The sequence below is a fragment of the Microbacterium sp. P5_E9 genome (assembly GCF_054049175.1).
The window spans coordinates 89610-113927 of sequence record NZ_JBFUMV010000006.1; the positions used below are offsets into that span (position 1 = coordinate 89610).

Annotated in this window: 24 protein-coding genes; 16 read left to right on the forward strand and 8 right to left on the reverse strand. The window is 68.0% G+C overall.

Annotated features, from left to right (window positions below):
• Positions 1–94: 94 nt before the first annotated feature.
• From ACXJ3V_RS10425 to ACXJ3V_RS10435, 3 genes are all read left to right on the forward strand, one after another.
• Entirely contained in the window at positions 95–1951 is a 1857-nt protein-coding gene (locus tag ACXJ3V_RS10425; protein ID WP_457100230.1) for an ABC transporter family substrate-binding protein, read from the forward strand.
• A 104-nt stretch (positions 1952–2055) separates the two neighbouring features.
• The gene (locus ACXJ3V_RS10430) at positions 2056–3567 is read left to right on the forward strand and encodes an ABC transporter permease (RefSeq protein WP_457100231.1); all 1512 of its coding nucleotides are present in this window, start codon (positions 2056–2058) and stop codon (positions 3565–3567) included.
• Position 3568: 1 nt separating this feature from the next.
• Positions 3569–4648, forward strand: coding sequence for an ABC transporter permease (locus tag ACXJ3V_RS10435; RefSeq protein WP_457100232.1), 1080 nt, complete (start codon positions 3569–3571; stop codon positions 4646–4648).
• Position 4649: 1 nt separating this feature from the next.
• Here ACXJ3V_RS10435 and ACXJ3V_RS10440 read toward each other — a convergent pair whose 3' ends face one another.
• A complete protein-coding gene (locus tag ACXJ3V_RS10440) occupies positions 4650–5243 on the reverse strand; it encodes a PH domain-containing protein (protein ID WP_457100233.1) in 594 nt (197 codons plus the stop codon).
• 102 nt (positions 5244–5345) lie between these two features.
• Here ACXJ3V_RS10440 and ACXJ3V_RS10445 point away from each other — a divergent pair, with 102 nt between their 5' ends.
• The 4 genes from ACXJ3V_RS10445 (at position 5346) to ACXJ3V_RS10460 (ending at position 10191) form a co-directional block, all read left to right on the forward strand.
• A complete protein-coding gene (locus ACXJ3V_RS10445; protein WP_457100324.1) occupies positions 5346–7043 on the forward strand; it encodes an ABC transporter ATP-binding protein in 1698 nt (565 codons plus the stop codon).
• Positions 7044–7132: 89 nt separating this feature from the next.
• Positions 7133–9043 carry a translational GTPase TypA gene (gene typA, locus ACXJ3V_RS10450; RefSeq protein WP_457100234.1) on the forward strand — a complete coding sequence of 637 codons (1911 nt, stop codon included), beginning with the start codon at positions 7133–7135 and terminating at the stop codon, positions 9041–9043.
• An 81-nt stretch (positions 9044–9124) separates the two neighbouring features.
• A complete protein-coding gene (locus ACXJ3V_RS10455; RefSeq protein WP_457100235.1) occupies positions 9125–9880 on the forward strand; it encodes an AzlC family ABC transporter permease in 756 nt (251 codons plus the stop codon).
• Positions 9877–10191, forward strand: a complete 315-nt coding sequence (locus ACXJ3V_RS10460; protein WP_457100236.1) for an AzlD domain-containing protein — start codon at positions 9877–9879, stop codon at positions 10189–10191. Before ACXJ3V_RS10455 ends, ACXJ3V_RS10460 begins: the two co-directional genes overlap by 4 nt.
• A 15-nt stretch (positions 10192–10206) precedes the next feature.
• Here ACXJ3V_RS10460 and ACXJ3V_RS10465 read toward each other — a convergent pair whose 3' ends face one another.
• Entirely contained in the window at positions 10207–10647 is a 441-nt protein-coding gene (locus tag ACXJ3V_RS10465; RefSeq protein ID WP_457100237.1) for an acyltransferase, read from the reverse strand.
• A gap of 165 nt (positions 10648–10812) precedes the next feature.
• On the opposite strand from ACXJ3V_RS10465, the gene ACXJ3V_RS10470 reads away from it, so the two are divergent.
• From ACXJ3V_RS10470 to ACXJ3V_RS10490, 5 genes are all read left to right on the forward strand, one after another.
• The gene (locus ACXJ3V_RS10470; protein WP_457100238.1) at positions 10813–11184 is read left to right on the forward strand and encodes a DUF6113 family protein; all 372 of its coding nucleotides are present in this window, start codon (positions 10813–10815) and stop codon (positions 11182–11184) included.
• 9 nt (positions 11185–11193) lie between these two features.
• Positions 11194–11511 (forward strand): ferredoxin, encoded by a 318-nt coding sequence (gene fdxA, locus ACXJ3V_RS10475; protein WP_457100239.1) that lies wholly within the window; start codon positions 11194–11196, stop codon positions 11509–11511.
• 1 nt (position 11512) lies between these two features.
• A complete protein-coding gene (dapC, locus tag ACXJ3V_RS10480; RefSeq protein ID WP_457100240.1) occupies positions 11513–12622 on the forward strand; it encodes a succinyldiaminopimelate transaminase in 1110 nt (369 codons plus the stop codon).
• 118 nt (positions 12623–12740) lie between these two features.
• Complete coding sequence (locus tag ACXJ3V_RS10485) at positions 12741–14039, forward strand: citrate synthase (protein ID WP_457100241.1); 1299 nt, start codon at positions 12741–12743, stop codon at positions 14037–14039.
• Positions 14040–14132: 93 nt separating this feature from the next.
• Positions 14133–15743 carry an L-lactate permease gene (locus tag ACXJ3V_RS10490; protein ID WP_457100242.1) on the forward strand — a complete coding sequence of 537 codons (1611 nt, stop codon included), beginning with the start codon at positions 14133–14135 and terminating at the stop codon, positions 15741–15743.
• A 6-nt stretch (positions 15744–15749) separates the two neighbouring features.
• Here ACXJ3V_RS10490 and ppk2 read toward each other — a convergent pair whose 3' ends face one another.
• Positions 15750–16559 (reverse strand): polyphosphate kinase 2, encoded by an 810-nt coding sequence (gene ppk2, locus ACXJ3V_RS10495; protein WP_457100325.1) that lies wholly within the window; start codon positions 16557–16559, stop codon positions 15750–15752.
• A 25-nt stretch (positions 16560–16584) separates the two neighbouring features.
• Positions 16585–17541: a 2,3,4,5-tetrahydropyridine-2,6-dicarboxylate N-succinyltransferase gene (gene dapD / locus ACXJ3V_RS10500; protein WP_457100243.1), complete on the reverse strand. Its 957-nt coding sequence runs from the start codon at positions 17539–17541 to the stop codon at positions 16585–16587.
• A 42-nt stretch (positions 17542–17583) separates the two neighbouring features.
• Between dapD and dapE the strand changes: the two genes are divergently transcribed.
• From dapE to ACXJ3V_RS10515, 3 genes are all read left to right on the forward strand, one after another.
• Positions 17584–18660, forward strand: a complete 1077-nt coding sequence (gene dapE / locus ACXJ3V_RS10505) for a succinyl-diaminopimelate desuccinylase (protein WP_457100244.1) — start codon at positions 17584–17586, stop codon at positions 18658–18660.
• Positions 18642–19859: a mannosyltransferase family protein gene (locus ACXJ3V_RS10510; protein WP_457100245.1), complete on the forward strand. Its 1218-nt coding sequence runs from the start codon at positions 18642–18644 to the stop codon at positions 19857–19859. Before dapE ends, ACXJ3V_RS10510 begins: the two co-directional genes overlap by 19 nt.
• 105 nt (positions 19860–19964) lie before the next feature.
• On the forward strand, positions 19965–20138 hold the full coding sequence (locus tag ACXJ3V_RS10515; RefSeq protein ID WP_127095811.1) for a DUF3117 domain-containing protein: 174 nt from the start codon (positions 19965–19967) through the stop codon (positions 20136–20138).
• 58 nt (positions 20139–20196) lie between these two features.
• Here ACXJ3V_RS10515 and ACXJ3V_RS10520 read toward each other — a convergent pair whose 3' ends face one another.
• Positions 20197–20832 (reverse strand): O-methyltransferase, encoded by a 636-nt coding sequence (locus ACXJ3V_RS10520; RefSeq protein WP_457100246.1) that lies wholly within the window; start codon positions 20830–20832, stop codon positions 20197–20199.
• A 74-nt stretch (positions 20833–20906) separates the two neighbouring features.
• Here ACXJ3V_RS10520 and ACXJ3V_RS10525 point away from each other — a divergent pair, with 74 nt between their 5' ends.
• Positions 20907–21281: a Sec-independent protein translocase TatB gene (locus tag ACXJ3V_RS10525; RefSeq protein ID WP_457100247.1), complete on the forward strand. Its 375-nt coding sequence runs from the start codon at positions 20907–20909 to the stop codon at positions 21279–21281.
• Positions 21282–21302: 21 nt separating this feature from the next.
• Here ACXJ3V_RS10525 and ACXJ3V_RS10530 read toward each other — a convergent pair whose 3' ends face one another.
• From ACXJ3V_RS10530 to ACXJ3V_RS10540, 3 genes are read right to left on the reverse strand one after another with little or no spacing between them, the layout of a single operon-like run.
• Positions 21303–22445, reverse strand: coding sequence for an Mrp/NBP35 family ATP-binding protein (locus ACXJ3V_RS10530; protein WP_457100248.1), 1143 nt, complete (start codon positions 22443–22445; stop codon positions 21303–21305).
• Positions 22442–22981, reverse strand: a complete 540-nt coding sequence (locus ACXJ3V_RS10535) for a DUF1003 domain-containing protein (RefSeq protein ID WP_457100249.1) — start codon at positions 22979–22981, stop codon at positions 22442–22444. Before ACXJ3V_RS10535 ends, ACXJ3V_RS10530 begins: the two co-directional genes overlap by 4 nt.
• Positions 22981–24273 carry a magnesium transporter MgtE N-terminal domain-containing protein gene (locus tag ACXJ3V_RS10540; RefSeq protein WP_457100250.1) on the reverse strand — a complete coding sequence of 431 codons (1293 nt, stop codon included), beginning with the start codon at positions 24271–24273 and terminating at the stop codon, positions 22981–22983. The genes ACXJ3V_RS10535 and ACXJ3V_RS10540 overlap by 1 nt, the downstream gene beginning before the upstream one ends.
• Between the last annotated feature and the right edge of the window lie 45 nt (positions 24274–24318).

Here is a 24318-nt window from a genome sequence, read left to right on the forward strand (position 1 = left end):
CGCGTCAAGCGTGCTTACCCTTGCGGTATCCGTGTCCGGATCACGAAGTCCTGATCATGACATGTGTCTCCACATCCCTTGCACAGGAGGAAAATTGAAGCACAAGCGCATAATCGCCGCTGGAGCGCTCGTCGCTGCCGGCGCGATGCTGTTGAGCGGCTGCACGCCGCCCCGCGCCTCTGAGGTCGTGAAGGGCACCAAGATCACGGTCGCCATGAACGACGTCTTCAGCGGCTACAACACGAACCTGACCAACCTCAACAGCCTCTACAACGCGCAGGTCGCGTACATGGCTCTGGACACGTTCTCGTACTACAACGACAAGCCCGATCTGGTGAAGAACACCGACTTCGGCTCGTACGAGGTCACCAGCGAAGACCCGTGGACCGTCAAGTACACCATCAAGGATGGCGTGAAGTGGTCGGACGGCACCGCCGTCGACGCCGCGGACATGCTCCTGTACTGGGCTGCTCTCACGACGCACGAGACCGACGGCGAGGCAACCGTCGACGAGGAGACCGGCTCGGTCACCGACCAGACGGGCACCGTCTGGAACACCGGCGCAGCCGAGGGCATCGGCTTCGACAACGTCGTAGAGGTTCCCACGCTGAGCGACGACAACCGCAGCATGACCGTCGTCTACGACAAGTTCTACGCGGACTGGGAGCTCGTCAGCCCCATCGGAGTCTCGGGCCACGGCACCGTGCAGCTCGCCTACCCGGGTGACTACGACGGCGAGGACGGCGCGAAGAAGGCCAAGACCGACCTCATCAAGGCGATCCAGGACAAGGACTACGACTTCCTGGGCCCCGTGTCGAAGGCGTACAACACCGCCTACGCGTTCAACGAGATGCCCGAGGGTGGCAAGGACTCGCCCGCGCTGTACTCGAACTACGCGTACACGATCACCGACATGAAGGCGGACGAGTACGTCACGCTGACCGCGAACCCCGACTACACGTGGGGCCCGTCGCCGAAGTTCGAGACCATCACGGTTCGCGCCGTGCCGGACTCGCAGGCGCAGCTGACCGCACTTCAGAACGGCGACATCCAGATCGCGGCCGGCCAGCCGACGCCTGACATCGCCACCGCGCTTGCCAACGGCATCGAGAACATCGACTATGTCGGTGCTCCGGAAGGCTCGTTCGAGCACGTCGACCTCCAGGTCACCAACGGCGGCCCGTTCGACGCGGCCACCTATGGCGGCGACGAGGACAAGGCTCTGGCTGTGCGCGAGGCCCTCTTCAAGACGCTCCCGCGTCAGGAGATCGTCGACAAGCTCATCGTTCCCCTGCAGGCCGACGCCGAGGTCATGAACACCCTGGTGTTCTTCCCGGGCACCGATGGTGCCAAGGCGGCTGCTGAGGTCAACGGCTACTCGGACTTCGAAGAGCCCGATGTCGACGGTGCCAAGGCGCTCCTCGCCGACGCAGGCATCACGACGCCGGTCGACGTGCGCGTGCTGTTCAGCCAGGCGAACGTCCGCCGCAACGCTGAGTTCCAGCTGTGGCAGCCGATCGCCGCTGAGGCCGGGATCAACCTGATCAACGCCTCGAGCACCACGTGGTCGGCTGACCTCGACACGAAGCAGACGTCCTACGACGTCGCGCTCTTCGCGTGGATCCTCAACAACACGGGCCGTACCAGCAACGCGCCGAACTACATCACCGGTGGAGCGAACAACTTCTACGGGTGGTCCTCTGACGCGGTCGATGAGCCCTTCAAGGCTGTCGACAGCGAGAAGGACGGCGCCAAGGCGGACGAGTCGCTCGTCGAGGCCGAGAAGGCCATGGGCGAGCAGTTCTGGTCGATGCCCATCTTCCAGTTCCCCGGCATCACCGCCTGGGACAAGTCCAAGGTCACTGGCGTGACGGCGATGCCGATCACCCCCCAGTACTTCTGGAACTTCTGGGAGTGGACCCCGGTCACCGGAGAGACGCCGAGCGAGTAGCGTTTCCGATCCGGATCATCGGAGGGTGTCGGGGCAAAGCCCCGGCACCCTCCGCATGACCGCGACCAGGCGCGCTAGAGTCCGTTTCAGAAAGGGGATTGCCCATGTGGAGTTACGTCGGACGACGACTGCTCATCGCGGTGTTCGTGATCTTCGCGGCGAGTTACCTCGTCTACGTGCTGTCCGCGAACTCGGGTGACCCGCTCGAGGCGCTTCGCGGGTCCACGGCGCCCAACAAGGAGCAGCTGATGGCTGCCCTCACGGCACAGCTGCACCTGGACGTGCCGCCGTTCCTGCGTTACTTCATCTGGCTGGGCGGCGTCTTCCACGGCGACCTCGGCACCACGATCTCCGGCATCTCGGTGAACACGCTGCTCGCGCAGTCGGCGTGGTCGACGATTCAGCTCGTCACGACGGCCACGATCCTCGCGATGTTCTTCGGAATCTCGATCGGAATGATCTCGGCCCTGCGTCAGTACAGCGGCTTCGACTACTCGGTGACATTCGTCGCCTTCATCTTCTTCGCACTCCCGACGTTCTGGGTCGGGCAGCTGCTCAAGCTCAACGTCGCCATCGCCTTCAACAACTTCCTCGCGAACCCGTTCGTCGCGCCGATCGCGATCTTCCTGCTTTCGCTGGCCGGTGCGTTCATCTGGGCGAGCGCCATGGGCGGCCAGCTCAAGCGCTTCTCGATCAACTTCGCGGGCGCGTTCGTCGCGGTGGCCGCGGTCCTGATCTACACGAACCTCACGGACTTCTTCCAGTACCCCAACCTCGGGCCGGTGTGGATCGGGCTCCTGGGCGGTGCGGCAGCGATCGTGATCACCCAGCTGACCACGGGCCTCTCCAACCGCAGGGCGCTGTACTCCGCCCTCACCGTCGCGGCGCTCGGCGTAGCACTGTGGTGGCCGGTCCAGTACGCCTTCTTCTACTGGCCGACGTGGGGGGCCGTGCTCGTGCTCGCCGTGTGCGCGCTCGCCGTCGGTGCACTCGTCGGCTGGCTGTGGGGCGGCGACGACCGCGCGGTCTCGATCCGCACGGCGATGCTCACCGCCTTCGTCTCCGCACTGCTCACCTTGATCGACCGCATCATGGGCGCCTGGCCCGACTATGTCGCCAACACCGGCGGCCGGCCGATCGCCACGATCGGCTCAGAGACCCCCGGTCTTGAAGGATCGATCTGGCTCGAGGCGGTCGACACCTTCTCGCACCTGCTGCTTCCGACGCTCACGATCATGCTCATCTCGCTCGCGGCCTACAGCCGGTACTCGCGCGGCAGCCTCCTCGAGGTCATGCGCATGGACTACGTGCGCACGGCGCGGGCGAAGGGCCTCAACGAGCGCACCGTGATCATGCGACACGCCTTCCGCAACGCGCTCATCCCGATCGCCACGATCGTCGCCTTCGACCTCGGTGGGCTCATCGGCGGCGCGGTGATCACCGAGACCGTCTTCGCCTGGCGAGGGATGGGCACGATGTTCGTCACGGCGCTCCGGAATGTCGACGTCAACGCGATCATGGGCGTCTTCCTCGTCACGAGCATCTTCGCGCTCGTCTTCAACCTGCTGGCAGATATCGCATACTCCGTCCTCGACCCACGGATCCGGGTGAGCTGAAATGACCAACGAATTCGCGAGCCTCCCCACGGAGGTCCCGTCCGACATCATCACGATCGAGCAGGAGGAGGTCGCCGGCCTCAGCCAGGGCGCCATCGTCCGAAAGCGGTTCTTCCGCCACGTCGGCGCGATGATCTCCCTCGGCGTGCTGATCTTCATCGTGCTGCTCGCGTTCACCTCGGTCGGCTTCGACGTCTTCGGATTGAAGATCCCGGGGTGGTGGATCCACAACTACACGACGCCCTACCCGATCTACCTGCCTGGTGGTGCGCCCACCTGGGTGCTGCCATTCGACTTCGGACCGTTCCCGTTCGGCCAGGACGACATCGGTCACGACGTGTTCGCGCAGGTCATGCGCGGCACCCAGCAGTCGATCATCGTCATGGTCGTCTACGGCCTGATCGCGGGCCTGGTCGGCATTGTGATCGGCGCCACCGCCGGCTACTACCGCGGCTGGACCGACGCGGTGCTGATGCGCTTCACCGACGTCATCATCATCATCCCCGTCGTCCTCCTCGGTGCGATCGTCGGCCGGACCTTCGGAAGCCTGGGAGCCTGGGGCCTCGCGCTCATGCTCGGTTTGTTCGGCTGGGCGGTGCTCGCCCGTCTCGTGCGCGGGGAGTTCTTCAGCCTTCGCGAGCGCGAGTTCGTCGATGCCGCGCGGGTGGCCGGGGCGTCGGACGCGCGGATCATCTTCCGCCACATCCTGCCCAACACCGCGGGTGTGCTCATCGTGAACATCTCGCTCACGATGGCCGGCGCCATCCTCCTCGAGGCGGCCCTGAGCTACCTGGGATTCGGCATCAGCCCGCCGGACGTCTCCCTCGGCCAGCTCCTGAGCCTCTACCAGACGTCGTTCAACACGCGGCCTTGGCTGTTCTGGTGGCCAGGCTTCTTCATCATCACGATCGTGCTCACCATCAACTTCATCGGCGACGGACTGCGCGACGCGTTCGACCCGAGGCAGCGCCGGATGCCGGGCAAGATCGGGCCCTACCGCGAACTCGGCATGCTGATCGCGAAGCCGTTCCGTCGCGGGAGCAGGGATGCCGCCGCGGTGCGGGAGGAAGCGCCCCGATGAGTCAGGTCAGCGACGTGATCGACCAGCCGATGAGCACCACCGAGATCGCGATCACGAGGAAGTTCCACGACGTGGTCACTCCGACGTACGGCTCGCCCGTCTGTGGGACCTTGGTGCGCCCGGACTGCACGCGGCGGATGATCTCGGCCGCGTCCGGCTCGGACGGCCGGCGCGACACATCCGGCGCCACGTACTCGCGTCCGCTGCGCCACGTGCGGGCGCGCGCCACGAACTCGGCCCGGCGGTCGCCCAAACCGGTGTTCGGCGGGGCAGCCCACGCCGACACCGGTCCGGCAGACGTCGTGATGACGAGGGAGCCGCGAGAGTCGATATCCCGCACTTCGTCCCATGGCAGTCGGGTGGTGCGCAGCGGGTTTCGGACTTCGATCCCCTCGCCGGCGATGCGCACGCTCGGCCACCACAACGCCACCCAGACCAGCCAGCCCACCGTTCCGACGGCGGGGGCGATGAACCACAGCTCCGAGCCGGGTCCGTCGCCGACGAACAGCAGACTGATGAGGATGATCGCCGCGATGACCCAGATCACGACCGTCACCATGATGCCCGACGAGGGCCTGAGAATGATGGGCCGCATGACCTCATCCTCGCACGCGGCAGGAGCGGACCGATGAGCGGGACCGACGACCAGGGTCTGAGCGACGCACCGGAAAGCGACCCCACGGTCGCCAAGTACCGGATGACGCGACGCGCCGGCAAAGAGGCGCAGAAGCGCGGCAACGAGGAGCCGATCATCGAGGTCGAGAACCTCGGCATCGACTTCTGGGTCAACGGCAAGTGGATCAACGCCGCGCGCGAGGTCAACTACGTGGTCCGGCCGGGCGAGGTGCTCGCGATCGTCGGCGAGTCCGGCTCGGGCAAGACGGTCACCTCCATGTCGCTGCTCGGTCTGCTGCCTGGCAACTCGCGCTCGACAGGAAGCGTCAAGCTGCACGGCCGTGAAGTGCTCGGGATGCCGGAGCACGAGCTGTACCGCATCCGTGGCAGCCGGATCGCGGTGATCTTCCAGGAGCCGATGACGGCGTTCAATCCCGTCTACAAAATCGGCTTCCAGATGATCGAGTCGCTGCGGACGCACTTCATCATGTCGCCGGCTGAGGCGAAGGTGCGCGCGCTGGAGCTGCTCAGCCTCGTGGAGATGCCCGACCCGGAGAAGGCGTTCAACTCCTACCCGCACCAGCTGTCAGGTGGGCAGCGTCAGCGCGCCATGATCGCCATGGCGATCTCGTGCGACCCCGACCTGCTGATCGCCGACGAGCCCACCACGGCGCTCGACGTCACGATCCAGGCGGAGATCCTCGATCTGCTGCGCGAGCTGCACCACCGGCTCGACTCCGCGATCATCATCATCACGCACGACCTCGGGGTTGTGGCCGACATCGCCGACAACATCATCGTCATGCGCGAAGGCGTCGTGGTCGAGCGGGGCACCGTCGACGAGGTCTTCAACCACGCGCAGCACCCCTACACCAAGCAGCTTCTCGCCGCGGTGCCGCATCTCGGCGTGACCGAAGCGGCTGATCGCGCGGTCGTCACCGAGAATCCGCTCCTGGTGCTCGAGAACGCCTCGATCGACTACCCCAGTCTCGGTCGGGTCCCCGCGTTCCGCGCGGTGGACGGGGCGAGCTTCAAGATCTATCCCGGCGAGGTGGTGGGCCTGGTCGGCGAGTCCGGCTCGGGCAAGACGACCGTCGGCCGCGCCATCGTCGGGCTGCTGCCGTTCGCCGAGGGCACGGCCAACCTCCTCGGCCGTGAGCTCGTGGGCATCAAGTCCGACACGCTGCGGGAGGTGCGCCGCGAGATCGGCATCGTCTTCCAGGACCCCGGCGCATCGCTGAACCCGCGCTGGCCGGTCGGCCAGTCGATCGGTGAGCCGCTCGAGCTGTCCGGCACCGTGTCACGGACGAAGATCGGCGAGAAGGTAGAAGAGCTGCTCGATCAGGTCGAGCTGCCCCGCTCCTTCCGCAACCGGTACCCGCACGAGCTCTCCGGCGGTCAGCGCCAGCGCGTCGGCATCGCACGCGCACTCGCCCTGAGCCCGAAGCTGCTCATCGCCGACGAGCCGACCAGCGCGCTGGACGTCTCGGTGCAGGCGCGGGTGCTCGATCTGTTCGAGAAGCTGCAGGCCGATCTCGGCTTCGCCTGTCTGTTCATCAGCCACGACCTCGCGGTCGTCGACCGCCTGGCCGACCGCATCATCGTGATGAACCTGGGCAAGCTGGTCGAGCAGGGCCCGACCGACGAGATCCTCCGCAACCCGCAGCAGGACTACACCAAGCGTCTGATCGCCGCCGTGCCGGTGCCGGATCCGGCCGAGCAGAAGGCGCGCCGAGAGGCTCGCGCCGCCCTGCTCGCAGCCGAGCGCGACCAAGCCTGAGCCGTTCCCAGGGCGTCACGCCCGCTGGACGGTAGAATGGGGTGCACCCGACTCCGGGTGCACCCCAAATTCTTCGCAAGGACCTCATCATGGCGCGCGCTCTCCGTCCGGATCTCCGTAATGTCGCGATCGTCGCGCACGTCGACCATGGGAAGACCACGCTCGTCGACGCGATGCTCCGCCAGACCGGCTCTTTCGGCTCCCACGAGCACATGGAAGAGCGCGCGATGGACTCCAACGACCTCGAACGTGAAAAGGGCATCACGATCCTCGCCAAGAACACGGCGATCACCTACTCGGGCATCCACACCGACGTGCCCGTGACCATCAACGTCATCGACACCCCCGGTCACGCCGACTTCGGCGGCGAGGTCGAGCGAGGCCTGTCCATGGTCGACGGCGTGGTCCTGCTGGTCGACGCGAGCGAGGGCCCGCTGCCGCAGACGCGCTTCGTGCTGCGCAAGGCGCTCGAGGCGAAGCTTCCCGTCATCCTGCTCGTCAACAAGACGGACCGTCCCGATGCCCGCATCGCGGAGGTCGAGGAAGAGGCGCACGACCTGCTTCTCGGCCTCGCGAGCGACCTCGTGGACGACGTGCCCGACCTCGACGTCGATGCGCTGCTGGACGTGCCCGTCGTGTACGCGAGCGGACGCGCCGGCGCGGCATCCCGCAACCGTCCCGAGAACGGCACGCTTCCCGACAACGACGATCTCGAGCCGCTCTTCGAAGCGATCCTCGAGCACGTGCCGGCGCCGTCCTACGACGATGAGGCGCCGCTGCAGGCGTGGGTCACGAACCTCGACTCCAGCCCGTTCCTCGGTCGCCTCGCACTGCTGCGCGTCTTCAACGGCACGCTCAAGAAGGGCCAGACTGTCGCGTGGGTGCGCGCCGACGGCACCGTCAGCAGTGCGCGCATCACCGAGCTGCTGAAGACCCGCGCGCTCGAGCGCTACCCGGCCGACAGCGCCGCCCCCGGCGACATCGTCGCGATCGCAGGCTTCCCCGACATCACGATCGGCGAGACGATCGCCGACCCCGATGACGTGCGCCCGCTGCCGCAGATCCACGTCGACGACCCGGCCATCTCGATGACGATCGGCACCAACACCTCGCCCCTGGTCGGCAAGGTGAAGGGCCACAAGCTCACCGCGCGCATGGTCAAGGATCGCCTGGACCGCGAGCTCGTCGGCAACGTGTCGCTCAAGGTCGTCGACATCGGCCGCCCCGACGCGTGGGAGGTGCAGGGGCGTGGCGAGCTCGCCCTCGCGATCCTCGTCGAGAACATGCGCCGCGAAGGCTTCGAGCTGACCGTCGGCAAGCCGCAGGTGGTCACCAAGAAGGTCGACGGCAAGACCTATGAGCCCTTCGAGCACCTGACGATCGACGCGCCCGAGGAGTATCTCGGCGCGATCACCCAGCTGCTCGCGACGCGCAAGGGCCGTATGGATGGCATGTCGAACCATGGCACCGGCTGGGTGCGCATGGAGTTCATCGTCCCGTCCCGCGGGCTCATCGGATTCCGCACCGAGTTCCTCACCACGACGCGCGGCACCGGCATCGCGAACGCCATCTCGCATGGCTACGAGCCGTGGGCCGGTCACATCGTGACCCGCCAGAACGGCTCGATCGTCGCCGACCGCACGGGCGTCGTGACGCCGTTCGCGATCATCGCCCTGCAGGAGCGCATGTCGTTCTTCGTGCAGCCCACGCAGGACGTGTACGAGGGCATGGTGGTCGGCGAGAACTCGCGCAACGACGACATGGACGTGAACATCACCAAGGAGAAGAAGCTGACCAACATGCGTCAGTCCACCTCCGACACGTTCGAGGCGATGACCCCGCCTCGCCTGCTCACCCTCGAGGAGAGCCTCGAGTTCGCCCGCGACGACGAATGCGTCGAGGTCACGCCCGAGATCGTCCGCATCCGCAAGGTGAACCTCGATCAGAACGAGCGCGCCCGGGCGACCTCGCGTCTGAAGCGCCAGGACGCCAACGCCTGAGCAAAGGTCGCGAAAGGGTGGATTCAAGCCGGTTCAGCCGCGCGGGTATCCACCCTTTCGCGTGTCGCTAGGCTCGACCGGGTGACCCTGAATCCGCACTTCGACGATGCGCACAGCGGGGGTGAGGCCCGGCGTGCGGCACGCCAGGGACTCGGCGTCGCCCTCGCCACCAGCGCCTACGGGATCTCGTTCGGTGCGCTCGCGGTGGCTGCCGGATTGGATGTCTGGCAGACCTGCGTCCTGAGCCTCGTGATGTTCACGGGCGGCTCGCAGTTCGCCTTCGTCGGCGTGATCGCCTCAGGAGGGATCGCCGCGGCGCCGGCCGCGATCGCCTCCGCGGGCCTCCTCGGCCTCCGCAACGCCGCCTACGGCGTCCGCATGTCGCCAGTCATCGGCAGCGGGGTGTGGCGTCGCGCGGCCGCCGCGCAGTTCACGATCGACGAGTCCACGGCGGTCTCGCTGGCGCAGACCACCCCGCATGCTCGGCTGGTGGGGTTCTGGGTGACGGGGCTCGCCATCTACATCGGCTGGAACATCTCCACTCTCGCCGGGGCGCTCCTGGGCGACGTGCTGGGAGACCCGAGAGCGTATGGATTGGATGCCGCGGCCGCGGCAGCCTTCCTGGCCCTGCTGTGGCCGCGACTCCGGCGCCGCCAGGCCATCGCGGTCGGTGTGGCCGCGGCGATCGTGGCGACCGCGCTCACTCCGACGCTGATGCCGGGGCTTCCGGTCCTCATCGCCGCGCTCGTCGCGATCATCGTCGGCTGGTTCAACTGGCTCGGATCGCCGCCCGAACCAGAACCTGACGACGTCTCAGAGCGCGAGGGACTGCCGTGACGCTGTGGACCGCGATCCTGGTGGCATCGATCATCTGCGTCGCGCTGAAGACGCTGGGATATCTCGTGCCGCCGAAGGTGCTCGACGCACCACGCCCGGCACGGATCGCCGACCTTCTGACCGTCGCGCTGCTCGCTGCGCTCGTGGCCGTCCAGACGCTCGGGGCGGGGCAGGCCATCGTGATCGACGCCCGGGTTCCTGCGGTCCTGGTCGCCGCGGGGCTCCTCGCCCTGCGTGCGCCATTCCTCGTCGTCGTCGCCGCAGCAGCGCTCGTCGCGGCACTCCTGCGGTTCTGGGGCTTCGCGGACTGAATCCAGCGGGCTGGGTCACTTATAGGCCGTCAGCTGACCATCCGGAAACGTCAGACTTCGGACGACGCGGGCGGGATTGCCGGCGACGAGGGTGTCGTCATCGACGTCGTGGGTCACGACGCTCCCGGCTGCCACGATGGCTCGACGGCCGACAGTCACTCCAGGAAGGATTATGGAATTCGCTCCGATCCACGATCCTGAGCCGATCGTGACAGGAAGGCGTCGGGGCRGGCGCCCCTCGTAGCCGTGCAGGTCGCTGTCCATGATCACGGCGCCGAAGGCGACGAGGATATGGTCGCCGAAGATGATCTCGTGGTGACACTCGATTCGCACGCCGCTGTTCAGATAGACGTCGTTGCCGAACCGTAGACGCCCCGCACCGCGGATGACCGTGGTCGCCTCGATGCTGTGCACCCGGAATGTGTAGCCGGCGGCCGCATCGGTTGCGTCGATCAACGGTCGGCCGCGGCACTCGGCCCAGCGCCCTACGGAGAGAGGACGCAGCCGTCGCTCAGCCCGGAACTGCGCGATCCGATAGCAGATGCCCACATGGTCAGAGTACGGCGTGGGCACTCGGCGACGCTCTGTGGTGCCTTCCCACCCGGCCGCTAGAGTCGGGGGGTGCGCACCTCTGTTCCCATCCGCATCGTCACGTGGATCGTGGCGCTGCTGGTCGGCGCCCTTTACGGGCTGGCCGGGACGATCGCGCACACGTTCACCGTCGGATGGTTCCCACTGGGATTGATCCTCGCGATCATCGGAACTGCCGCGCTGCTGCTGGCCGTGCGACTGCTCACCTCGGATCGCTGGGCCACGCTCGCGACCGGCATCGGCATGATGGTCGCGACCCTGCTCTTCTCCGGCCGCGGACCCGGGGGATCGGTCATCGTCCCGGACTCGTCGCTCGGGATCGTCTGGACGATCTCCATTCCGATCCTCATCGCCATCGCGGTAGGCCTGCCTGACCGCATCCGCTTCCGACCGGAGAACTAGACTGGGCTCGTGACGTATGTGATCGCCCTGCCGTGTGTGGACGTGAAGGACCGCGCGTGCATCGACGAGTGCCCGGTGGACTGCATCTACGAGGGTGACCGGAGCCTGTACATCCATCCGGACGAGTGCGTGGACTGCGGCGCCTGCGAACCGGTGTGCCCGGTGGAGGCGATCTACTACGAAGACGACCTCCCCGAGGAGTGGTCGGACTACTACAAGGCGAACGTCGAGTTCTTCGACGAGGTCGGGTCGCCCGGTGGGGCTGCGAAGGTCGGCGTGATCCACACCGACCACCCGATCATCGCCGCACTGCCCCCACAGGCCTGACGTGGGGGTCGCCGACCTCGCCGACTACCCGTGGGACGCGGTCGCACCGTACGCACAGCGTGCCCGCGCCCACGCCGACGGCATCGTCGATCTCTCGATCGGCTCGCCCGTGGACCGCACGCCCGCGATCGTGTCGGATGCCCTCGCCGCGGCGACGGACGCCCACGCCTACCCGCAGACGATGGGAACTCCCGCTCTCCGCGCGGCGGTCGTCGACTGGTATGCCCGGCGCCGCGGCGTGCCTGGCCTGACCCCCGCGCACATCCTTCCGACGATCGGGTCGAAGGAGCTCGTCGCACTCCTTCCGCTCCTGCTGGGACTCGGATCGGGTGACGTGGTCGTGCACCCGCGCGCCGCGTATCCCACCTACGACGTCGGGGCCCGGCTGGTGGACGCGACGCCCGTCGCGGCCGACGATCCGGCCGAGTGGCCGGCAGACGCGCGCCTCATCTGGATCAACACGCCCGGCAACCCGGATGGAAGGGTATGGGATGCCGCGCACCTGCGTGCCGCGGTGGCCCGCGCCCGGGAGATCGGAGCGGTGCTCGCGTCGGACGAGTGCTATGCCGAACTGGGCTGGGAGGCGCCCTGGGACGCCGAGCCGATCCCCTCGGTGCTCGATAAGCGAGCGACCGGCGGCGACGTCACCGGCATCCTCTCGGTCTACTCCCTGAGCAAGCAGTCGAACCTCGCGGGCTATCGCGCGGCGTTCCTCGCGGGCGATCCGGAGATCATCGGCCCGCTGCTCACGGCCCGCAAGCATCTCGGGCTCATGCTTCCGGCTCCGGTTCAGGAAGCCATGGTCGCGGCCCTCGGCGATGAGGCGCACGTCGCCGCGCAGAAGGAGCGCTACCGCCACCGGCGCAGCGTGCTCAAGCCCGCGGTCGAGGCCGCCGGCTTCCGGATCGACCACAGCGAGGCCGGTCTCTATCTCTGGGCCACCGAAGGCCGAGACGCCTGGGACAGCATCGGACGCCTCGCGGATCTTGGGATTCTGGCCGGCCCGGGCCACTTCTACGGCCCGCACTTCCCACGGCACGTGCGGCTCTCGCTCACCGCGACCGACGAGCGCATCGCCGCCGCGGCGGAACGGCTCCACCGCGCCCACTAGGCTGTAAAGGCGCGGGGGAGCGGCATCCGCCTCCCGCACGCAGGCTCGTCAGGCGCTCTACAGGCCCCGTCCCGAGCCGACGACCCCCCGGATCGAACAGAAATCGCGAGGAGGCGCCGTGAGCGACGCGGGCACAAAGCAGGACAAGGCAACCCTGATCATCGGCGATCGCACCGCGGCGCTTCCGCTGCTGCGCGGCACCGATGGCGTGCCGAGCATCGACATCTCCACCCTCACGCGCCAGACCGGTCACACGACGCTGGACTACGGGTTCGTGAACACTTCGGCGACCAAGTCGGCGATCACGTACATCGACGGCGACCAGGGCATCCTGCGCTACCGCGGCTACCCGATCGAGCAGCTCGCGCAGAACAGCACCTACCTCGAGGTGGCGTGGCTGCTCATCTATGGTGAGCTGCCGACCCCCGACGAGCTCGCCGACTTCGATGAGCGGATCCGCCACCACACGCTGCTGCACGAAGACCTCAAGCGCTTCTTCTCGTCGCTGCCGCACACCGCGCACCCGATGTCGGTGCTGTCGTCGGCGGTGTCCGCGCTGTCGACCTATTACGAGCACCAGTCCGATCCGAACAACCCCGAGCACGTCGAGCTCAACACGATCCGCATGCTCGCGAAGCTGCCGGTGATCGCCGCCTACGCGCACAAGAAGAGCATCGGGCAGGCGTTCCTCTACCCCGACAACGGCCTCGGATTCGTCGACAACTTCCTCAAACTCAACTTCGGCGTCCTCAGCGAACGGTACGAGCTGAACCCCGTCATGTCGCGTGCGCTGGAGCGGCTGCTGATCCTGCACGAGGACCACGAGCAGAACGCCTCGACCTCGACCGTTCGGCTCGTCGGATCCACCGGCGCCAACCAGTTCTCGTCGATCTCTGCGGGCATCAACGCGCTGTACGGGCCGCTGCACGGCGGCGCGAACGAGGCCGTGCTCGACATGCTGGCGCGCATCCGCGATTCCGGCGAGAGCGTCCAGCGCTTCGTCGAGCGGGTCAAGAACAAGGAAGACGGCGTGAAGCTCATGGGCTTCGGGCACCGCGTCTACAAGAACTACGACCCGCGCGCGAGGCTCGTCAAGGAGTCCGCCGACGAGGTGCTGACCGAGCTGGGCGTGCACGACCCGCTGCTCGACCTGGCGAAGGAGCTCGAGGAACTCGCACTGAGCGACGATTACTTCCGCGAGCGCCGGCTCTACCCGAACGTCGACTTCTACACCGGCGTGATCTACAAGGCGATGGGCTTCCCGACGCGGATGTTCACCGTCCTGTTCGCCATCGGCCGTCTGCCCGGATGGCTCGCGCACTGGCGCGAGATGCAGTCCGACCCGCAGACGAAGATCGGTCGCCCGCAGCAGCTCTACGTCGGCGCCGCCGAGCGCAACTACCCGGGCGTGAGCTGACCCGCGCCGGCCTTCTGGCGCTGACAAGCGCGCGTTCGCTAGGTTGAGCGCTGGCGGGTGCATCCGCCGCCCCTCGGCGAATGGACAACGGCCATGTGGATTCAACCCTCGGACCCGCTCGGGATCCTCTGGCTCTCCGCGCTCGTCGCCGCCGTCCCGATCCTGCTCTTCCTGGTGTGCCTGGTCGTCTTCAAACTGACCGGCATCATCGCGGCCCTCATCGCGGTCGGCGCCGAGATCGTCGTGGCGCTGTGGGTGTTCGGGATGCCGGCTTCCGCAGCCGCCGGCGCCGGGCTCTACGGGCTTCTCAACGCGCTCTGGCCCATCGCCTACATCATCGTCATGGCCGTGTGGCTGTACCGGCTCGCCGTGGCGAGCGGACACTTCGAAGTCGTCCGCGGCTCGATCAGCAGCATCTCCGCGGATCAGCGCATCCAGGTGCTCCTCATCGCCTTCGCCTTCGGCGCCTTCCTCGAGGGGGCGGCGGGGTTCGGCGTGCCGATCGCGATCTGCGCGGCCCTCCTGGTGCAGCTCGGCTTCCGTCCGGTCAAGGCCGCCATGATCTGCCTGGTCGCCAACGTGGCGGCCGGCGCCTACGGGGCGATCGGCATTCCGGTCATCGTCGGCGCGAATGTCGGCGGCGTCGACGTCCAGGACCTGTCGCGGATGCTCGTCCTGCTGCTGCAGCCCCTCACCTTCTTCGTGCCGTTTCTGCTCGTCGTGATCATCGACGGCTGGCGCGGGCTGCGCGAGACGTGGCTTGCGGCCCTCGTGGTGAGCGTGGCGTTCAGCCTGGTGCAGGGCGGCGCGCTGTGGTTCCTCGGTCCGGAGCTCGCCGATCTCGGCGCGGGGCTCGCCGCGATGGCGGCGATCGTGGTGCTGTCGCGCTTCTGGAAGCCCCGGCACACGTTCCGCGAAGGCGGCGGCGAGGCGCCGGCTGTGCACCAGTACCCGGTACGGGAGATCGCGGTCGCCTGGAGCCCGTTCTACATCCTCACCGCCTTCATCCTGGTGTGGAGCATCCCGGCGTTCAAGGACCTGTTCGCCGAAGGCGGGCCGCTCGCGTGGGCGGTGTTCAAGGTCCCCATTCCCGGGCTCACCGGCCAGGTCGAGACCGCTGCGGGTGCGACGGTCACCCAGACCTGGGACTTCACGCCCCTGAACGCGACCGGCACGGCGATCTTCCTCGCCGCGATCGTCGCGTTCTTCTTCATGCCCAAGCTCACCGCCCGCGACCTCTGGGCAGAGCTCGGCCGGACAGTCCGAGACCTGTGGCAGGCGATCACGCTCATCGCGCTCATCCTTGTGCTCTCGAACATCGCGAACTACTCCGGGGGATCCGCGACCATCGGGTCGGCATTGGCCGCCATCGGGCCCCTCTTCCCGCTGGTGGCGCCGATCATCGGATGGTTCGGTGTGTTCATCACGGGTTCGGTCGTCAACAACAACACCCTCTTCGCACAGCTGCAGGTGACGACGGCGAAGGCCATCGGCGTGCAGCCGACGGTGCTCATCGCGGCGAACACCGCGGGCGGGGCGACCGGAAAGGTCATCTCACCGCAGTCCATCGCGATCGCGGCAGGCGCCGTCGGGCTCTCCGGCCGCGAGTCCGAGATCCTGCGTGCGGCGATCGGCTACAGCCTCGGGATGCTCGCCGTCATCTGCGTGTGGACGTTCACGCTGTCCCAGATCGTTCCCGGCTGACCTCGGTCACCCTCCGACGGCGCGCTGGGGTCGCTGCTCGACCGTGGCAGCGTGGTCGGGCACGTAGTTCTCGATGTTGCGAGGGGGCCGCTCGTAGCCCTTCGAGGGCGACCGGTCGGGCACCACGACCTCCTCGCGCTCCACCATTTCGTAGCGCACCTGCGAGAGCAGGTGATGGATCATGTTGATGCGGCTCCGCCGCTTGTCGACCGACGGCACCTCGAACCAGGGCGCCTCGGGAATGTCGGTGTGCACGAACATCGTGTCCTTCGCGCGGGAGTAGTCCTCCCAACGGGTGATGGAGAGCACATCATTGGGGGAGAGCTTCCATCGACGCATCGGGTCTTCGGCACGGGAGCGGAAGCGGGCCTCCTGCTCCTGCGGCGACACGCTGAACCAGTACTTGAGGAGCACGACGCCGTCTTCGACCAGCATCCGCTCGAAGATCGGCGCCTGGTGCAGAAAGCGGTGGTACTCGACGTTGGTGCAGTAGCCCATCACCCGCTCGACACCCGCGCGGTTGTACCAGGAGCGGTCCATGAGCACGATCTCGCCGGCCGCGGGCAGATGAGGGATGTAGCGCTGGAAGTACCACTGCGTCTTCTCGCGCTCGGTGGGCGTGGGCAGGGCGACGACGCGTGTGACGCGAGGGTTGAGGTACTCCGACACCCGCTTGATCGTGGAGCCCTTGCCTGCGGCATCCCGGCCCTCGAAGATCACGACGATCCGCGCGCCTGTCGCCTGCACCCAGGCCTGCATGTCGACGAGCTGCGCCTGCAGACGCCGAAGCTCGTCCTCATACGCCTTCTTCGGCATCCGATCCGTCATGTGCGCGATCCTCTCACGCGTGGAGGGCTTCGTTGAGCGTGACGCCCACTCCCTTGCGGCGGACCGCCTCGATCGCACCCGTGAGCGAATTGCGGCGGAACAGCAGTCCGTCGCGGCCGGACAGATCGGCGCCCTTGACCACAGGCCGCGAGCCGTCGTGCCGGGGCGCCTCGTCGGCGAGGACGATCTTCGACCCTGCGGTGACGTACAGCCCGGCCTCGACGACGCAGTCGTCGCCGAGGGATATGCCGATGCCGGCGTTCGCGCCGAGGAGCGTCCGCGCGCCGATCGACACCTTGTGCGCCCCGCCGCCGGACAGCGTCCCCATGATGGAGGAGCCGCCGCCGATGTCGCTGCCATCGCCGACGACGACGCCCTGCGAGATGCGGCCCTCGACCATCGATGTGCCGAGGGTGCCGGCGTTGAAGTTGACGAAGCCCTCGTGCATGACAGTCGTGCCGGGGGAGAGGTAGGCACCGAGGCGCACGCGCGATCCATCCGCGATGCGCACCCCCGGCGGGGTGACATAGTCGAGCAGCCGCGGGAACTTGTCGAGGCCCTGCACCTGGATGCCGTCGCGCTGCAGGAAGGGCCGGAGCCGCGTCAGCTCGTCGGGGTGCATCGGCCCGGCGGTGGTCCAGGCCACGTTCGGCAGATGGCCGAAGATGCCGGTGAGGTCGAGATCGTTCGGCTGCACCAGCCGATGCGAGAGCGCGTGCAGCCGAAGGTAGGCGTCGGGAGTCGACGCCGGCGGTGCGTCGAGATCGATCTCGATGGTCACGACGTCGACCGACACCGCCCGGCGGGCGTCGGCGACGGCGAGCCGCTCAAGGTCCTCTGGCGGCATCGACGGGTCGAGCCCGAGGGGGATCTTCCCGATCTTGGGTTCCGGAAACCAGGTATCCAGGATCGTGCCGTCTGCCGCGGTCGTCGCGAGGCCGATGCCCCATACCCATCGCTGATCGCTCATCGTTCCACGGTAGCGCCCTCGGGCGCTCGGTAGGATCGGGGGATGCCGCAGCTCGATCTCTCCGCGACCTCTGTCGACCTCACTCGCGCGATCTGCGACATCCCGAGCGTCTCCGGCGATGAGCGGGTGCTGGCCGATGCGATCCACGAGGCCCTCCGCGGTCTCGCCCATCTCACGATCCACCGCGACGGCGACACCATCGTGGCCCGCACCGACCTCGGTCGGGAGCAGCGCGTCGTGATCGCGGGGCACATCGACACGGTGCCGATCAACGGCAACGTACCCACCCGCGACATCACAGAGGAGGGGCAGGCGTTCATCTGGGGGCGCGGCACCGTCGATATGAAGGCCGGCGTCGCCGTGCAGCTGAAGCTCGCCGCGGAGCTCGTCGACCCCCGAGTCGACATCACCTGGATGTGGTACGACCACGAGGAGGTCGACGCCGATCTCAACGGCCTGACCCGCCTCGCCAAGACCCGCCCCGACCTGTTCGCCGCGGACTTCGCGATCCTGGGCGAGCCGTCGGACGGCGAGGTCGAGGGGGGCTGCAACGGCAATCTCCGCGCGATCGTGCGCACCACGGGGGTCCGCGCGCACAGCGCACGGGCGTGGATCGGCGAGAACGCCATCCACAAGGCCGCGCCCGTGCTCGCCCGGCTCGCCGAGTATCAGCCGCGCGAAGTGCCGGTCGAGGGTCTGGTGTATCGGGAAGGGCTTAACGCCGTCCGCATCTCCGGCGGGGTAGCGGGCAACGTCATCCCCGACCTCTGCGAAGTCGAGGTCAACTACCGCTTCGCCCCGAGCCGGTCCGCCGAGGAGGCCGCGCAGCACGTGCGCGACGTCTTCGCCGGCTACGACGTCGAGGTGGTCGACATCGCGGAGGGGGCGCGGCCGGGTCTGGACGCCGCTCTCGCGCGGGAATTCGTCGCGGCGGTGGGCGCACAGCCGAAGCCGAAGTACGGCTGGACGGATGTCGCGCGGTTCTCCGCCCTCGGCGTGCCCGCGGTCAATTACGGACCAGGCAACCCGCACCTCGCCCATCACGACGAGGAGCGCGTCGCGATCGCCCAGATCGAGGATGTCGAGCGCGGGCTTCGGGCGTGGCTGACGACCTCCTGACGCCCACCGCGCAGCGCCGCCGGATCCCGGTCGCGGCTTCCATCGCGATCGTCTACCTTCTCGCGCGCATCGTGACGACGGGCATGCTTCTGGTCGCCGCGGAGCTGTCCGGCCAGGTCTCGCGTTTCGGCGCGAACGCGACCATCGGCGACCTCATGGTCGGGTGGGACGCCCAGTGGTACTGGTTCGTCGCGGTGAATGGGTATCCGGCCGACCTGCCGCTGACGGAGTCTGGGCTGGTCGCCGAGAACCAATGGGCTTTCATGCCGCTGTATGCCTACCTGGCGGCCGCGCTCGGGGGGCTGCTCGGCTCGTGGATCGCCGGTGCCGTCGGGATATCGGTCGTCTCGGGGTACCTCGCGTGCCTGGTGCTGTACCGGATCACGCGGATGCACGCCGACCGCACCACCGCGATGTGGGCGGTCGTGTTCCTCGCCGCAGCGCCCCTCGCTGCCCTGTTCCAGGTCGGCTATGCCGAGGCGCTCTTCCTTCTCTGGCTCTTCCTCGGCCTGTGGGTCGTACTGCAGCGCCGGTATGCGTGGCTGTACCTGCTCGTGCCGCTGATGGGGTTCACCCGACCGGGCGTGCTCGCGTTCGCGCTGTTCCTCGGCCTGCATGGCATCCATCGCTGGCTGACCCGCCGACGCGAGCCGCTGCCTGTGCGGCACATCGTGCACATCGTCGCCACCGGACTCCTGGCGGTCATCGTCGGGTTCGCCTGGCAGGTCGCAGCCGGGATCGTGACCGGGGACTCCGAAGCGTACCTCTCCACAGAACTCGCCTGGCGCCGCAATTGGCTGCTCGATCCGTCCCCGCACTTCCTGCCGTTCGACGGCTTCGTCGCCGGGTCCGCCTTCTGGTTCGGGATCTGGGGTGTGGGAGCCGCGACCGGATACGTCGTACTGGCCCTCGGCGTGCTCGCGCTGGCCGCGCTGCTGCTGTTCGAACCGCATGTCCGGCGGCTGGGCGTCGACCTGCGCCTCTGGGGCGCGAGCTATCTCGTCTACCTGCTCGCCGTCTTCTTTCCGCAGTCGAGCATCTTCCGTCTGCTAATCCCGCTCTCGCCGCTGTGGGGCGCAGTGGCGATGCCGAAGTCGACCGCGTGGCGAGTCGGCGTGCTGATCGCCTGTCTGGCCGGTCAGTGGTGGTGGATCTACAACATGTACGCACTCGGGAATACCTTCTGGCAGATCCCGTGAGTCGGCGGCGGCGCGCAACAGGGCGTAGTCATCCCCAGCGGATTATCCGGTGTGTTGCCTGAGAGATAAACTTGATTCTGCAGACTACGACGAAAAGGAGCCGCGATGGCAGCGATGAAGCCGAGAACCGGAGACGGACCGATGGAGGCCGTAAAGGAGGGTCGCCTCATCATTGTGCGCGTGCCCCTCGAAGGAGGCGGCCGCCTCGTCGTCTCCGTGAACGACGCTGAGGCCAAGGAACTGTACGACGTGCTCGGCGGTGTCGTCGCCCCCGCGTGACGCTCCAGTGAAACGATGAACGGCCGGTCTTCGGACCGGCCGTTCTCGTCTGCGCGCTTCAGTCCGCTGCGACGGTGGTGAGCTGGAGCAGGCCCTCGCCGACGATCGAGAGTGCGCCGATCACGGCCGGCGAGGCCTGCGTCTCCTGGATGAGGGTGCGGTATGCCACGGTCACCGCGTCGCGGCGCACCGGGTCTGCGACGGCCCCGCCGCCCATGACGCGGGGGACGAGCACCGTTCCGCCCGGGCGGATGAGCCGCAGCCCGTGCTCGACGTAGTCGATCACGCCTTCGGGGTCGGCATCCACGAGCACGATGTCGTACGACGCCTCGTTCATCCGCGGGAGCACTTCGGCGGCGCGTCCGGTGATGAAACGCGCTCGTGCCGCGGGAATCCGCGCCTCGGCGAACAGCTGACGGGCGACCGCGAGGTGCTCCGGTTCGGTGTCGATCGTGGTCAGCGTCGCCCGCGGAGCGCCGTGCAGCAGCCAGAGGCCGGAGACCCCGGCACCGGTGCCGATCTCGACGATGTTCAGCGCTCGTGATGCCGCGGCGATGACGGCGCACTGGGCGCCCACTGCTGCCGAGATCGGAGCGGCGCCGAGCTCCAGCGCGTGCGCGCGCGCACGCGCGATGTGCTCGGGTTCGATCGTCGCCTCGTTCGCGAAGCGATAGTTCGCATCCTGCTCGGCCATTGGCGGTTCCTCCATGGTCAGCGTACGGTCCAGGGCGGGATCGAACTCTCAGGCGCGACGGTAACCTTGGGAGCATGTTCTTCGGGTTGACGATCGAGAAGCTCTTGGTGATCGGTGTGATCGCCGCGCTCATCATCGGCCCCGAGCGTCTGCCGCGGTACGCCGAGACGCTTGCCCGCTTCACGACCCAGGCGCGCGACTACCTGCGCGTCGCGCGCACCCGCGTCAAGGATGAGATGGGCGAGAACTTCGACGACGTCGACTGGCGCACGCTCGATCCGCGGCAATACGATCCCCGGCGGATCATCCGGGAGGCCCTCCTCGACGACGCGCCGGTGCCGCCGGTGCGCGCCGCTGCGGCGGCAGCCGCCGTGGTCGCGACCGCCCCGCTGGAGAGCAGGACCTTCACGCCCGACGAGACCCCGCCGTTCGACACGGAAGCCACCTAGGCCACGACGTCACCGCGGGGTTCAGCTCAGACGCAGCGGCAGGGAACGGCCGGACAGACCGCGAGGCTGGCCGGCGATGCCCGCTGCCAGGGCCGCGATGGCGACGGCGGCCGGATCCTCGGGATGGGCGATCACGACAGGGATGCCGGCATCCGCGTCCTCCCGAAGGGACGTGCTGAGCGGAATCGAGGCGAGCAGCGGCACGGTCTCACCCTCGGCTGAGAGGGTGCGCGCGACGCGGTCGCCCCCGCCGGTGCCGAAGAGGTCGAGCACCGAGCCGTCCGGGAGGACCATCCCCGACATGTTCTCGACGACTCCGGCGACGGTCTGGCCGGTCTGTCGTGCGACGAGTGCGCTGCGGACGGCGACGTCGGATGCCGCGACCTGGGGTGTCGTGACCACGATGACCTCCGCGTGGGGGAGCAGCTGACCCACCGAGATGGCGACATCGCCGGTACCTGGCGGCATGTCGAGCAGCAGGATGTCGAGGTCGCCGAAGAACACGTCGGTGAGGAATTGGTTCACCGTCCTGTGGAGCATCGGCCCGCGCCATGCGACTGCTGAGCCCTCCTCGCCCGCACGAAGGAACATCCCGATCGAGATGGCCTTCACGTCGTGGGCGATCGGCGGCAGGATCATGTCGTCGATCCGCGTCGGCTTCGTCGTGCGGCCCTGCTCGTCGACCAGTCCGAGCAGCCCGGGGATCGAGAAGCCGTGCACGTCCACGTCGATGAGACCCACCGAGAGCCCGCGCGCGGCGAGTGCCACCGCGAGGTTGGCCGTCACCGTCGACTTGCCGACGCCGCCCTTTCCACTGGTGACCGCGATCACCCGGGTGAGGGAGTCCGGCCCGAACGGCATGACACGGACCGTATTGCCGCCGCGCAGCCGCTCGGTGAGCGCACGACGCTCGTCCGGCGACATCACGCCCACATCGAGTGCGACCTGATCGACTCCGGGGACGGCGGCCGCGGCATCCGTCACCTCCCGGCGGATGCGGTCGGCCGCGGGACAGCCGACGATGGTGAGCACGATGCCCACCGATGCGAGGCCGCCGACCACGGCGACCTCGCGGATCATGCCGAGGTCATCGAGCGTGCGGCGCAGCTCCGGATCGATCACCGCCCCGACCGCGGCCCGCACGGCCTCGGACGAAGCGCTCACCGCGCCTCGGAGTCGGCGGCCGGCGCCGGCCGCGCGGCGCGGGACTCGAGCTGCTCGAGGAGTGTCTTCAGCTCCGCACGAAGGACGTCGCGGGTCATGATCTCGTCCGAGAAGTCCGTGACCGCCATGCGCAGAGCGACGACCTCGCGGGCCAGGTATTCGGTATCGGCGAGGTTGCGTTCCGCGCGCTGGCGGTCCTGCTCGATCTGCACGCGGTCGCGGTCGTCCTGGCGGTTCTGGGCGAGCAGGATCAAGGGCGCCGCGTACGACGCCTGCAGGGACAGGATGAGCGTCAGGAGTGTGAAGTTCGTGGCCGCCGGGTCGAACTGAAGCTCCACCGGCATGAAGATGTTCCAGCTGAGCCAGACCAGCACGAACACGGTCATGCCGATCAGGAAGCCGGACGTCCCCATCCCGCGGGCGAAGGACTCGGAGAACCGGCCGAAGCGATCGCGGGACGGCTGCGGCGTGCGCTGGAGCACGCCCGAACGGCCCCGGGGCGCGTCGAGCGTCGCCTGGCGCGACTGTCGTGCCATCAGCGCCTCCTCGGGATGCTCGCGGTCGTCGTCGGCACGACCTCCACCGGCTCGTTCGCGTCTTCGTGAGAGCGCCAGTCCTCGGGCAGCAGGTAGTCGAGCACATCGTCGACGCTCACGGCGCCCACCAGGCGATGCGCCTGATCCACGATKGGCACGGAGACCAGGTTGTAGCTCGCGAGCAGGCGGGCGACGTCCGCGGCGGACGCGGTGGCCGGCAGCGGATCGAGGCTGTCGTCGATGATCGCGCCGAGACGCTCGTGCGGGGGATAGCGGAGCATGCGCTGGAAGTGCACCGTGCCCAGCAGCCGTCCGGTCGGCGTCTCGTACGGCGGCAGCGTCACGAAGACCGCGGCGGCGAGTGCGGGGTGCAGCTCGTGGCGACGGATGGTCGCCAGCGCCTCGGCCACGGTGGCGTCGGCGGAGAGCACGATCGGCTCGGGTGTCATCAATCCGCCGGCGGTGTCAGGTCCGTACTGGAGCAGCGCGCGGACGTCTTCCGCCTCTTCGGGCTCCATCAGGTCGAGCAGCGTCTCCAGTCGCCCCTCCGGCAGCTGGCCGAGCAGGTCGGCGGCGTCGTCAGGCTCCATCGCGTCGAGGATGTCGGCCGCGCGTTCGTCGCCGAGGGCCTCGAGGATGTGCACCTGCTCATCCTCGGGCATCTCCTCGAGGGCATCCGCGAGGCGGTCGTCGGTGAGCTCCTCGGCGACCTCGATGAGGCGATCCTCGGGCAGTTCGAGCAGGGTGTTCGCCAGGTCGGCGGCCTTGAGCTCGGAGTAGGTCGCGACGAGCTGCTCCGCGGACTGCGCTTCGCCTGGCACGCTCTGCTCGCGCACCTCCGCCCACGTCGCGAAGGTGGTCGGTCCCTTGGCGAAGGGCGCGGCGCTGGTCTTCGGCCGACGGAGGAAGAGCTGGCCGATGTCCCACTCACCGAGGCGGTTGCGCTCGATCGCGACGTCCTCGATGACGGCGACCCCCGAGCCGTCCCGGAGGTAGACCTTGCGTCCGAGCAGCTCCGCCATCACGCGGACCTCGCCGCCGCGCTGCTGGAATCGGCGGACGTTGATCAGGCCGGTGGAGATGACCTGGCCAGGGGCGATCGAGGCGACGCGTCCGATCGAGACGAAGACATGGCGGCGGCCCGGAATCTCCACGATGAGGCCGATGACGCGCGGCGGATCGTCCTTGCGATAGATGACGACGACATCCCGGACCTTGCCGAGTCGGTCGCCCGCAGGGTCGAAGACAGCGCACCCGGTCAGGCGCGCAACGAATACCCTCTGCGTGCTCACCAGTCCAGCGTAGCCCCGGTCCCATGGGAGGATGAGGAGGTGAGC

Excerpts from the sequence above, each read along its gene's own strand:
- ACXJ3V_RS10445 (WP_457100324.1), top strand. The coding sequence starts at position 5,346 with ATGACGCGACGCGCCGGCAAAGAGGCGCAGAAGCGCGGCAACGAGGAG.
- ACXJ3V_RS10490 (WP_457100242.1), top strand. The coding sequence starts at position 14,133 with ATGTGGATTCAACCCTCGGACCCGCTCGGGATCCTCTGGCTCTCCGCG.
- ACXJ3V_RS10515 (WP_127095811.1), top strand. The coding sequence starts at position 19,965 with ATGGCAGCGATGAAGCCGAGAACCGGAGACGGACCGATGGAGGCCGTA.
- ACXJ3V_RS10525 (WP_457100247.1), top strand. The coding sequence starts at position 20,907 with ATGTTCTTCGGGTTGACGATCGAGAAGCTCTTGGTGATCGGTGTGATC.
- ACXJ3V_RS10435 (WP_457100232.1), top strand. The coding sequence starts at position 3,569 with ATGACCAACGAATTCGCGAGCCTCCCCACGGAGGTCCCGTCCGACATC.
- dapD (WP_457100243.1), bottom strand. The coding sequence starts at position 17,541 with ATGAGCGATCAGCGATGGGTATGGGGCATCGGCCTCGCGACGACCGCG.
- ACXJ3V_RS10430 (WP_457100231.1), top strand. The coding sequence starts at position 2,056 with ATGTGGAGTTACGTCGGACGACGACTGCTCATCGCGGTGTTCGTGATC.
- typA (WP_457100234.1), top strand. The coding sequence starts at position 7,133 with ATGGCGCGCGCTCTCCGTCCGGATCTCCGTAATGTCGCGATCGTCGCG.
- ACXJ3V_RS10520 (WP_457100246.1), bottom strand. The coding sequence starts at position 20,832 with ATGGCCGAGCAGGATGCGAACTATCGCTTCGCGAACGAGGCGACGATC.
- ACXJ3V_RS10535 (WP_457100249.1), bottom strand. The coding sequence starts at position 22,981 with ATGGCACGACAGTCGCGCCAGGCGACGCTCGACGCGCCCCGGGGCCGT.
- ppk2 (WP_457100325.1), bottom strand. The coding sequence starts at position 16,559 with ATGCCGAAGAAGGCGTATGAGGACGAGCTTCGGCGTCTGCAGGCGCAG.
- ACXJ3V_RS10440 (WP_457100233.1), bottom strand. The coding sequence starts at position 5,243 with ATGCGGCCCATCATTCTCAGGCCCTCGTCGGGCATCATGGTGACGGTC.
- dapE (WP_457100244.1), top strand. The coding sequence starts at position 17,584 with ATGCCGCAGCTCGATCTCTCCGCGACCTCTGTCGACCTCACTCGCGCG.